The sequence below is a fragment of the Catenulispora pinistramenti genome (genome assembly GCF_018274385.1).
GTDB lineage: Bacteria > Actinomycetota > Actinomycetes > Streptomycetales > Catenulisporaceae > Catenulispora > Catenulispora pinistramenti.
Map to the genome: position 1 here is coordinate 1 of NZ_JAAFYZ010000302.1, position 10,547 is coordinate 10,547.

A 10,547-nucleotide genomic window follows, 5' to 3' on the forward strand; every position below is an offset into this window, starting at 1 on the left:
CCCCGACCCCGACCGAGCCAAGGTCCGCGCAAGCGGTGAAGCCCACAGCCAGCTCGGCGAGTTCCGCCGCCGCGGCAAGCGCCCCGCGCGCCTCGGCCACGGCGACCCCGGCGTCGATCGCCGCGGCGGTGGCGGCATCAGGGCCGGGCTCGGTGGCCCGGACCAGATGCCGGGCGCGTTGCTCCGGATCGGTCACCGTCGTAGCAAGTCTCTGATACAGGCTTCGACGCTGCTCGGCAGTGAGGCTGTTCAGCGCGACGGAACCAAGCAGCGGATGGGCCGGACGCAGCTGGCTTCCCTCGGCGGTAACCGCCCCGGAAGCGACGGCATCGTCCACCGCGGCCTCAGGGTGCGCGACCTGGGTCTGTAGCGCGCGAACAGCAAGGGCAGGCGAAGGTTGCGGCAACGCCGCGACCACGAGCAACGCCTGCACCACCTCCGACGGCAGCTTCGCCAGGCGGGTCGCGACCAGAGCGGACAGCGTCGGCGGGATCGGGAGCGTTTGCAGCTCGCCATCGAGTCCGGGCGCCTGGGCCAGCGCGGCACCGATCTCTAATGCCCAGAACGGATTTCCACCGGCCTGCTCGATCACGTTCGCGAGGATCGGCGGCGCCAGCTGCAGCTGATGCCGCTCCACAAGCAGGTCCTGGATCGTGGCCGGGTCGGCCGGTCCCAACGCCAGCGTTTCGTACGTGCCGGCGGGCAGAACATCGTCGGCGGCCGGACGCGGGAGCGGGTCCTCGATCACGCCGGCCGTCCGGCGTGAGGCCAGGACCCGCAATCGCCCCTCGCCGATGCGGCGCAGAGCGAAGCGCAGGGCATCGAGGGTCGCGAGATCGAGCCAGGACAAGTCGTCGATAACAATAAGCGCCGGACCCAGACGGCGCAGGATGGCGAGCAGCCCGGCGGCTATCTCGCGCGGGCCGACCGGCGAGGTCGGTCCCATGGACGGTTCCGCACCCGCCGGGCCGAGGGCGACGTCCAGCGCCACACGTTGCGGTTCCGGCAGCCCGTCGAGGACACCCGCCCCCAACGGCCGCAGCAGCTCGGCGAGGCCGCCGAACGAGCGCTGGCCGTCGGCAGGGGTGCCGCGCGCGGTCAGGGTGAGGAGGTGATGTTGGTGAGCGAGGGCGACGCCGGCTTCGAGCAGCGTCGACTTTCCGATTCCTGGTTCTCCGGTGACGAGGACGGCACGCAGGCCGCTGGCCGCGCTGGTGACGAGCTGCCCGATGACGTGCAACTCGGCTGTACGGCCGTGAACCGTGGAAGCCGTCCCGACGTCATTTCGACGTTCCACGCCTGGAGTATTTCAGCGGGGATGGAATGATCGCCCGGAAATAAAGGCCGTGGCGGCCCGGAGAAAACCCGCCATTGCGAACGGTTTGCGGGCCGATCACGCCAAGCTATTCGGAGTCGCGATGTCCGTACATCAGCGCTTTACCTCAGCCCACAGGCTCGGCAGGTTGACCACGATCCCCTCCTGGCTGCTGCGCGCGATCACCACCACCGCTTCCTCGGTACCGGGATTCTCCTCACGGTGCGGCGCATACGGCGGCACGAAAACGTAGTCCCCCGGCCCGGTCTCGATCCTGACCTCCTCCTCGCCCTCGGCGAACACGAACACCGGGTTGCCCGACACCACGTAGATGGCGGTCTCGGCCTCGCCGTGGTGGTGGTCCCCCGAGTTCGTGGCCGGTGCGACGTGGGTCTGGCCCATCCACACCTTCTCGGCCCCGACCGTCTTCCCGGACACCGCCTCCAGCCGAGTCATCCCGGAGGTCTGCCGGGTGTCCCCGGACAGGTCGGCGGCCTTGATGTGGCGCAGCGGCGCGTGCCATTGGTCGGTCACGATGTGGCTCCTTTCCCTCTCGATAAAGCAAGGGTAGGGCGTCAGTGCCGACCGGCCAGGTACCCCGCCAGGTGCTCGACTACTTCCCGCGCGTCGTCCTCGGCGCCGTGGATGAACGTGGACTTGCGCCGCCGGAGTACCGGCAGTCCGACCGCGTAGAGGCCGGGGCTGTCGCTCACGACGCCGCCGACGTGCCGCAGCCGGCCCTTGGCGTCGAGCACCGGGACGTCGAGCCAGCGGTAATCGGGGCGGAACCCGGTGGCCCACACGACCGTCTGTATCTCCCCGCCGCGCAGGTCGAGCTGGAGCCGCGCCGAAGCGGGCACACGGGTCGGCGCGAAGCGTTGCGGTTCGTCGGTCAGGTCGTCGTCCGCATACTTCCGGGCCCACTCATCGAACGTGTCGAGCAACCGCTCCATCTTGAGATCCGCCAGCGAACACACGTTCCGCAACCCACCGGAGAACAGTGCCCGGCCGTCGCGGACCGCCGCCCAGCGGCCCACCGGCTCGACCCCGAGTTCGATCAGGGCATTGAGATCCAGCGTCGAGCGCTCGGGAGTCCCGACGAGTTGCGGCGAGGGAAGCGCACGGGCCCGTTCCAGATCATCGACCTCGTCGTGCCGCTGGTCCCACACGCCCGAGGACTGCATCCACCACAGCACGTCCCGGCCGCGGTACGTCCTGGGCAGCCGGACGTGCTCCCCTGTAGAGAGCACGACCGGCCGCCCCGACCGCCGCAACTCGGCAGCCAGCTGCACCCCGGTCGCCGACCCGCCGACGACGAGCACACCGCCCTCCGGCAGCGCGGCGGGGCCGGTGTAGTCGAAGGGTGTCAGCTGCCTGACGGAGTCGGGCAGCGCGTCCTTGAAGCCCGGCACCACCGGGACGTTGCACGCCCCGCTGGCGATCACCACGCTCCGGGCCCGGATCTCGCCCTGGTCGGTCCGCACCAGGTACCCGTCGCGCCCGCGCCCGTCCGCGACGGCCCGCACCGAAGTGACCTCCGTGCCGGTGCGGACCGGGGCCCGGGAGGCCGCGGCGAAACCGCCGATGAAGTCGGCGACCTCGCGCGCGGTCAGGTAGCCATCGGGATCCGGGCCCTGATACGGGTGGTCCGGAAGCCGGGTCAGCCAGTTCGGGGTGAGCAGGCGCAGGGAGTCCCAGCGCTCACGGCGCCAGGAGTTGCCCACCTCGCCGCGCTCGAGGACGAGATGGTCGATCCCGGCGCCGCCGAGGAAGCGGCTGACGGCCAGGCCGGCGTGACCGGCGCCGACCACCAGCGCGTCGGTGTGCTCGATGGCGCGGTCCTCAGGCGACTTCGACGGTGACATCGGTCGGGTTGGTGAGCGCGTCGAACACCGCCGAGCGTTTCTGAGACTGCGCCACCAGCGCCTCGATCTCCTGCGGCGAGGCGTCGGCGTCGATGGTGAAGGTCACCTTGATGTCGTTGAAGCCGTTGCGCACGTCGCTGTCGGCGCCGAGGATGCCGCGGATGTCGTGCCGGCCCTCGACCGCGGCCTGCACCGAACGCAGCTGGATGCCCCGGTTCTGGGCGACCGAGGCCACCCCGGCGGTCAGGCAGCTGGCCAGCCCGACCAGCAGGTACTCGATCGGTGTGATGCCGTTGTCCTCGGCGGCGAAGACCTCGGGGTGGTCGGCTTCGAACACCGACTCGGTCTTGTGGCTGCGCTCCTCGCCCAGGCCGAAGAAGTCCTGGACCGTGGTGGTGCTGTGCACGCCGTCCCGCCACGTAGAGGAGGCGCGCCAGGTGAACTGCGCGGCCTCCGGCGCACCCTTGAGCACCTCCCGCGCATCGAGCAGCGCCTGCACGTTGACTCCATTGGTGACCGTGGTCATGCCCGAGCCGCCCTTTCTCCGCCTGATGTCTTGGTGAGTCTTCAATCCCCACCTGGATACTCGACAATAGCGCGAGGAGGTCGCGTAACATAGCCCTCATGTCCCAGTCCGCACCTGCTCCGCCGGCCGAATCGGTCGGCGTCGTCCGGACGCGGCACCTCGATCTTCCCGAGCCGGTTTCTCTGGAATGCGGCCGTGAGCTGCGCCAGGTGCGGATCGCGTACGAGACCTACGGCACGCTCGCGCCCGAGCGCGACAACGTGATCCTGGTCTGCCACGCCCTCAGCGGCGACGCGCACGCCGCCGGCGTCTCAGCGGCCGGACCGGCCGAGTCCGGAACCCGAGACGGCTTCGCCGCCGAGGAGCGCGACGGCGGATCCGGTGCGACGCTGGGTTGGTGGGACGGGATGATCGGCCCGGGCAAGGCCTTCGACACCGACCGCTACTTCGTCGTCTCCACCAACCTGCTCGGCGGCTGCCGCGGCAGCACCGGACCGTCGTCGACGAACCCTGACACCGGTCGGCCCTACGGACCGGACTTCCCGGTGCTCACCGTCGCTGACCTGGTCCGGACCCAGCGCGCATTCCTGGAAGCCCTCGGCATCAGCCGGCTCGCGGCCGTGGCCGGCGGCTCACTCGGCGGCATGCAGGCCCTGGAGTGGGCGATCCTGTTCCCCGAGCAGGTGCAGGCCGTCATAGCCATCGCCTCAACGCACGCCCTGCATCCGCAGGGCATGGCCTGGAACGCGATCGCCCGCGAGGCCATCATGGCCGATCCGGCCTGGCAGGGCGGCCGCTATCCCGGCACCGGCCGGGCGCCGGAGGCCGGAATGGGCCTGGCGCGCATGGTCGGCCACGTCACCTACCTCTCGGCCCCCGCGCTGGAGACCAAGTTCGGCCGCCGACTACAGGCTGGCGACGACATCCGCCACACGCTGACCGAGCCGGAGTTCGCGGTCGAGAGCTACCTGCGCCATCAGGCCGACTCGTTCGTCAAACGGTTCGACGCGAACACCTATCTCTATCTGTCCCGCGCCCTGACCTACTTCGATCTGGCCCGGCAGCACGGAGAGGGCTCACTGGAGCGCGCCCTCAAGCCGGTCTCGGCCCGCACCCTGCTGATCGCGTTCAGCTCGGACTGGCTGTATCCGCCGTCCGCGTCCCAGGAGATCGCCGACGCGCTCGGCGCCCTCGGGAAGCCGGTCGAGTACCACCAGATCGAGGCGCCCTACGGCCACGACAGCTTTCTGCTGGAGGAGGCCCGCCAGATCCCGATCGTCCGCCGATTCCTGGCCGACGGCACCGAGGAGACGAAGAGGAGTCCATGAGCGGCGACGCCTTCCGCACCGAGCAGCCCCGCGAGTTCGGCTTCGACACCCGGCAACTGCACGCCGGGCAGCGGCCCGACCCGAACACCGGAGCGCGCGCGGTCCCGATCTTCCAGACCGCCAGCTACGTGTTCGAAGACCCCGAGTCGGCGGCGGCGTACTTCAACCTGCAGGAGTACGGCAACACCTACTCACGCATCATGAACCCGACCGTCGCAGCGTTCGAAGAACGGGTCGCGAACCTGGAGGGCGGCGCCGGCGCGGTGGCGTTCGCCAGCGGGATCGCGGCTCAGGCGGCGGCGCTGTTCACGCTGCTGGAGCCCGGCGACCACGTCGTGTCCTCCTCGGCCCTCTACGGCGGCACCGTCAACCAGTTCAAGCACCTGTTCCGCAAGATGAACGTCGAGCTGACCTGGGCCGATCCGGACGACCCCGAAGTCTGGGCGGCGGCGGTCCGGCCGAACACCAAGGCGTTCTTCGGGGAGACGATCGGCAACCCGGCGGGCAACGTGCTGGACATCGAGGCCCTGGCCGCCATCGCGCACGGCCACGGCCTGCCGCTGATCGTGGACAACACGTTCGCCACGCCCTACCTGTGCCGCCCGATCGAGTGGGGCGCTGACGTCGTGGTGCACTCGGCGACCAAGTTCCTCGGCGGCCACGGCACCAGCATCGGCGGCGTGGTGGTCGAGGCCGGCACGTTCGACTGGTCCAACGGCCGCTTCCCCGTGGTCGCCGAACCCTCCCCGGCCTACCACGGCCTGAAGTTCCACGAGACGTTCGGCGCGTACGGCTACCTGATGAAGCTGCGCGCCGAGACGCTGCGGGACCTGGGCGCCGCACTGTCGCCGTTCAACGCTTTCCTTTTCCTGCAAGGGATCGAGACGCTGTCTTTACGTATGGACCGACACGTGGCCAACGCGCTGACCGTCGCGGCGTTCCTCGACGGCCACGAGCTGGCTTCGAACGTCACCTATCCCGGCCTGCCGGGCAGCAAGTACCAACCGCTCGTCGAGAAGTACCTGCCGCGCGGCGCCGGCGCGGTGTTCTCCTTCGACTGCGCGGGCGGCCGCGCCGGCGGGCAGGGACTGATCGGCGGCGTCACGCTGTGGTCGCACCTGGCGAACGTCGGCGACGCCAAGAGCCTGATCATCCACCCCGCGAGCACCACGCACCGCCAGCTCTCCGACGACGAGCTGCGCGCGGCCGGCGTCGGACCCGGAACGGTGCGGCTGTCGGTCGGTCTGGAGTCGGTCGAGGATCTGCTCTGGGACCTGGAGCGGGCCTTCGCCGGCATCGGCGCGGCGATCGGGAACGTCGATAAGGTCGATAAGGAAGGGGCTGTGACATGACCGACCTCGCGCGGTATCAGGACTCGTTGACGATCCAGCGCGTACTCAACACCGCGCACACGATCGCCGTGGTCGGCCTGTCGGGCAACCAGCTGCGGGCCAGCTACTTCGTCGGCTACTACCTCCAGCGGCACGGCTACCGCGTGGTCCCGGTGAACCCGCGCGAGACCGAGGTCCTCGGCCAGACCAGCTATCCGAGCCTGCGGGACGTCCCGGAGCCGGTCGACGTGGTGAACGTGTTCCGCGCGCCCGACGCCGTCCCGGACATCGCGCGGGAGGCGGTGGAGATCGGCGCGTCCACGTTGTGGTGCCAGTTCGGGGTGATCAGCCCCGAGGGGATTCAGATCGCGCAGGACGGCGGTCTGAGCGTGGTGGCGGACCGCTGCATCAAGATCGAGCACGCCCGGTACGCCGGACGCATGCACTGGCTCGGGTTCAACACCCAGCGCATCACGGCCGTCCGCACCGGATTGCAGTGACCGGATCGAACCGGATCGAAGGAGGGTCGAGCGGTGAACTTCGACGCGGTTTACCACGGCGCCGATCCCCGCCCGGCCCGCTGGGACGAGCGAGTACGCCTGGTGGCGTTGATCGGGGCTTTCAATACCCTGCCGAACGCGATCGCCTCGGGGTGGAAGACGGCGTATGCGGACGAGGCTCGTCAGCACCTGCGAGCGCTGGTCGCCCCGCGATAAGGCGCTCCGCGATACCGAGCGTGCGCCGCCGCATCGCTAAGCGAGCTTGAGAAGCAGCTCACTGAGTTCCACCGGCATGGTGACCATGCAGTCGTGGCCGGTCGGCAGATCCCACACCTGCGCCGGTGAACCGTTCTGCTGCACCGGCGGCACCGGGCGCCGCTTGATGCCCTCGGGCACCGCACCGACGCAGTGGATGTGGGTGCGCGGGATCGCGTCCACGGCCGGGTTGTCCAGGCGGACCCGTTCTTGCAGGGTCCGCACCGGCTGGTCCGAGAGCAGTGTGCGAAGCCAGGCCTGGTCCGCCGGGTCGGTGACGCCGAACAGCCCGAAGGGCTCCGGCCGCTCCGGCATCGGAGGCACGCGCCAGCCGCTCTCCGATCGCAGCGCGCCCTCGACGAGGGTGGCGGTCACCGGCAGGACGTCGATCGCGTTCTCCCCGTCCCGTGGCACCATCGCGTCGAGGTACACCAGGTGCCCGATCCGGTCCGGGACCTGGTTGGCGGCGGAGGAGATGACCAGGCCCGCATAGCTGTGGCCGACCAGGATGACGTCGGTGAGGCCGTGCTCGCGGATCAGGCCGGCGACGTCGTCGGCATGGGTGTCCAGCCCGATCTCGGGGCCGAGCAGGTGGGCCTTGTCGCCGAAGCCGGTCAGCGAGGGCGCGAACACCCGGTGCCCGGCCGCTTCCAGGAGCGGGACCACCCGCTGCCAGGCGGCTCCTTGGTGCCAGCCTCCGTGGACGAGCAGAAATGTGGACATGGGGTGCTCCTGTTCACCGGGCACGGCTCTATCGGCCGTGCGCGCATAGCGGTTACGATTGGTTCCTCGGTTCTGTTTAGGAACTGGAATCATGGTCGCGCGCATGGAGCGGGCATGGCAATAAGGCACATTTAGGTGCCCCGGTTCTCAGGAGGTAACCATGGCCGCGTCCCAAGCCGACGCAGAGGTTCCCCTACCGACGGACGCGTGCCGGTCCCGCGTGGTGCTCGGCATCGTCGGGGACAAGTGGTCGCTGCTCGTCGTCCGCAACCTCAGCACCGGACCGCTGCGCTTCACCGAACTCAAGCGGAGCATCGACGGGATCAGCCAGCGGATGCTGACCGTCACGCTGCGCACCCTGGAACGCGACGGGATCCTGACCCGGACCGTCGAGGCGGTCATGCCGCCGCATGTCACTTATGAGCTGACGCCGATGGGCCGGACCCTCAGGGAGGCCACCGCACCGCTGTTGCAGTGGAGCCTGGCGCATCTGGAGCTCATCGACGCCGCCCGGGCCGAGTACGACACACGACCTTGAGCGCGGCTTTGAGTGCGACCTTGAGTGCGACCTTGAGCACGGCGTTTGCGCGGACCCACGCACACCCGTAGTCATAGAGCGAACATGTATTGCAGCCACCGGTCCGCCAGCCGTACGACGGTCCCGGATCGGAAGCGACTCATCCCACTGCCAGGAGGCACGACAGTATGGCGGGATCCGCGTACAGCATCGACCGGGCCGGCGTTCAGACGTTGGGAATCTGGCTGGTCCGACGGGTCGGCTACGGCGCCATGCAGCTGTCCGGGGACAAGGTGTTAGGCGGATCCAGTCAGCGCAAGGCGGCGCTGGACGTCCTGCGCGCGGCGGTCGCGGCCGGAGTGAACCACATCGACACGGCCCAGTTCTACGGGCCCGGCGTCGTCAACGAACTGATTCGCGAGGCGCTGTATCCGTATCCGGCCGATCTGGCGATCGTCACCAAGGTCGGGGCCCGGCGCGACCGGCACGGCGCGGTGCTGCTGTTCGACGAGCCGAACCAGCTGCGGCAGAGCATCGAGGAGAACCTGACCGCGCTCGGCGTGGACCGGCTGGCCGCAGTCAACCTGCGGCTGATGGACAGCGCCGCCCCCGGCCGCCGTTTCGACGCGCAGTTGGCGGCGCTGATCAAGGCCAGGGACGAGGGGCTGATCGACGGCGTCGGGCTGAGCAACATCTCGGCGGCGCATCTGACGCGCGCCACGGCACAGACCCACATCGTCTGCGTCCAGAACCTGTTCAACCTGGCGGATCAGGGCTCTGCCGACGTGCTCGCATTGTGCAAGCAGCGGCACATCGCGTTCGTGCCCTTCTTCCCCCTCGGCGGGCGGCGCGGCCTGTCCGCTCCGGCAGTCTCGGCGGTGGCCGCACGCCTCGGCGTGAAGCCGGCGCAGGTGGCACTGGCCTGGCTGCTCGATCTGGCGCCGAACGTGCTGCTGATTCCGGGCACACGCTCCCAGGCGCACCTGATGGAGAACCTCGGTGCCGCAAGTGTCGAGCTCGACGACGCGGCGCGCGCCACGCTCGGCAAGGCTGCGGCAGTGCGCTGATTCGCCGTACCGACCCGGTGCCGCGTCAGACGACGTTTGCCTTCATGATGATTTGGCGCGGAGTGCCGATCTGGTTGAGGGCCAGTTTGGGGTGTTCGGGTTCGGATCTTCTTCTTTTTGGGGGGAGGAGTTTGCGGGGCGAGTTGCGACTGGGTTGCGGGTTTCAAAGCTTTTTACGGCCTTCGGTCATGGTTGTGCCGGTTCGGGGTTCGGGTCGGCGGGTGTGTTTGTCGGCTGCCGGTTCGCGCGTTCACAACCCCGCCCCACCTCAGGCCTCTTCAACTCCGGCAAGTCAGAGCAAGGGCACAGGCCAGATCAAGAGCACAGGCCAGATCAAGAGCAAGGTCAAAAACTGTGATGAAGAGCCGGGCCTCCGGCGGGCCTCGGCAACCTCAGGGAAACTAGCGCGGTTCCCTCGGGTGGCCGGGTGAGTCTCAGCGGCTGCGGTTTGTGAGGTGGTGCGGTCCGTTCCCCACGGCCGCGTCGTCAGCCCGATGGGTACAGCACCGGTGTCCGGGGGTCAAGTCCGCGCACTTGCGGTTGGGCGTGTGAGCTGCGGTTTTGTTCAGCGCGAACTTGACCCCCGGCCACCGGCACTGTAGGCGAAGCCCTGCCGACGCGACCGAGGGGAACGAACCGAAAACCAGCCGGAAGAATAGCAATCGAAGGGACCGACAACACAGGTCAGCGATGCGGCTGCCGGTGAGGACGCGGCGGCGGGCCGGTGGTCAGTTGGTCGAGAACATGCCCGGGTGCGGTGCGGCTGTGCCACAACAACCAACCGCGACTGATATCCCCGGCTGGCCTTGCTGTCCGCAGCATCGGCTGTGGCGGCGAGGTCAATCCGGTAGCCGCCGGTATCTGTCTTGGTAGTCGGGGCGGTCCGCACCCGCCAGCCCAGAATGCGCACCCCCCGAGACTGCCGCGCTGCCAGTGCCCAGACCGGTGGCCGGACTCGCCGGGCCGCCGGTACCCGCACCCCCCGTTTTGCACTTCTCCGGCTGGTTTTCGGTTCGTTCCCCTCGGATGCTCCTATGTCTGTCAAGGGGTGGTGGCGACCTGGGGTTTTGTTGCCGGGTGCGGGGTGTTTGTGCTGGTGAGGGCCTTGTGGACTTCGCGG

General features: G+C 69.1%; 11 protein-coding genes. 6 read left to right on the plus strand and 5 right to left on the minus strand.

Features of this window, described 5'->3' with window-relative positions:
* The 4 genes from KGQ19_RS44520 to KGQ19_RS44535 all read right to left on the minus strand — a co-directional run.
* Positions 1 to 1,297: AAA family ATPase (locus KGQ19_RS44520; protein WP_212020985.1), on the minus strand; the 1,297-nt coding region annotated here is incomplete at its 3' end.
* A gap of 132 nt (positions 1,298 to 1,429) precedes the next feature.
* The gene (locus KGQ19_RS44525) at positions 1,430 to 1,849 is read right to left on the minus strand and encodes a cupin domain-containing protein (RefSeq protein ID WP_212020986.1); all 420 of its coding nucleotides are present in this window, start codon (positions 1,847 to 1,849) and stop codon (positions 1,430 to 1,432) included.
* Between the two features lie 41 nt (positions 1,850 to 1,890).
* A complete protein-coding gene (locus tag KGQ19_RS44530) occupies positions 1,891 to 3,180 on the minus strand; it encodes an NAD(P)-binding domain-containing protein (RefSeq protein WP_230420405.1) in 1,290 nt (429 codons plus the stop codon).
* Positions 3,158 to 3,706: an OsmC family protein gene (locus KGQ19_RS44535; RefSeq protein ID WP_212020987.1), complete on the minus strand. Its 549-nt coding sequence runs from the start codon at positions 3,704 to 3,706 to the stop codon at positions 3,158 to 3,160. The genes KGQ19_RS44530 and KGQ19_RS44535 overlap by 23 nt, the downstream gene beginning before the upstream one ends.
* Before the next feature lie 98 nt (positions 3,707 to 3,804).
* On the opposite strand from KGQ19_RS44535, the gene metX reads away from it, so the two are divergent.
* Genes metX through KGQ19_RS44555 form a run of 4 tightly spaced genes read left to right on the plus strand, consistent with a single transcriptional unit; the run spans position 3,805 to position 7,081 of the window.
* Positions 3,805 to 5,034 carry a homoserine O-acetyltransferase MetX gene (gene metX, locus KGQ19_RS44540; RefSeq protein ID WP_212020989.1) on the plus strand — a complete coding sequence of 410 codons (1,230 nt, stop codon included), beginning with the start codon at positions 3,805 to 3,807 and terminating at the stop codon, positions 5,032 to 5,034.
* Entirely contained in the window at positions 5,031 to 6,386 is a 1,356-nt protein-coding gene (locus tag KGQ19_RS44545) for an O-acetylhomoserine aminocarboxypropyltransferase/cysteine synthase family protein (RefSeq protein WP_230420406.1), read from the plus strand. Before metX ends, KGQ19_RS44545 begins: the two co-directional genes overlap by 4 nt.
* Positions 6,383 to 6,865 carry a CoA-binding protein gene (locus KGQ19_RS44550; protein WP_212020991.1) on the plus strand — a complete coding sequence of 161 codons (483 nt, stop codon included), beginning with the start codon at positions 6,383 to 6,385 and terminating at the stop codon, positions 6,863 to 6,865. Before KGQ19_RS44545 ends, KGQ19_RS44550 begins: the two co-directional genes overlap by 4 nt.
* Before the next feature lie 33 nt (positions 6,866 to 6,898).
* Positions 6,899 to 7,081, plus strand: coding sequence for a hypothetical protein (locus KGQ19_RS44555; RefSeq protein WP_212020993.1), 183 nt, complete (start codon positions 6,899 to 6,901; stop codon positions 7,079 to 7,081).
* A gap of 36 nt (positions 7,082 to 7,117) precedes the next feature.
* On the opposite strand, the gene KGQ19_RS44560 is transcribed toward KGQ19_RS44555, so the two are convergent.
* Complete coding sequence (locus KGQ19_RS44560) at positions 7,118 to 7,843, minus strand: alpha/beta hydrolase (RefSeq protein ID WP_212020994.1); 726 nt, start codon at positions 7,841 to 7,843, stop codon at positions 7,118 to 7,120.
* Positions 7,844 to 8,003: 160 nt separating this feature from the next.
* Between KGQ19_RS44560 and KGQ19_RS44565 the strand changes: the two genes are divergently transcribed.
* Both KGQ19_RS44565 and KGQ19_RS44570 read left to right on the plus strand, forming a co-directional pair.
* A complete protein-coding gene (locus tag KGQ19_RS44565; protein WP_212020995.1) occupies positions 8,004 to 8,381 on the plus strand; it encodes a winged helix-turn-helix transcriptional regulator in 378 nt (125 codons plus the stop codon).
* Between the two features lie 167 nt (positions 8,382 to 8,548).
* Positions 8,549 to 9,427 carry an oxidoreductase gene (locus tag KGQ19_RS44570; RefSeq protein ID WP_212020998.1) on the plus strand — a complete coding sequence of 293 codons (879 nt, stop codon included), beginning with the start codon at positions 8,549 to 8,551 and terminating at the stop codon, positions 9,425 to 9,427.
* The last annotated feature ends 1,120 nt before the right edge of the window (positions 9,428 to 10,547 follow it).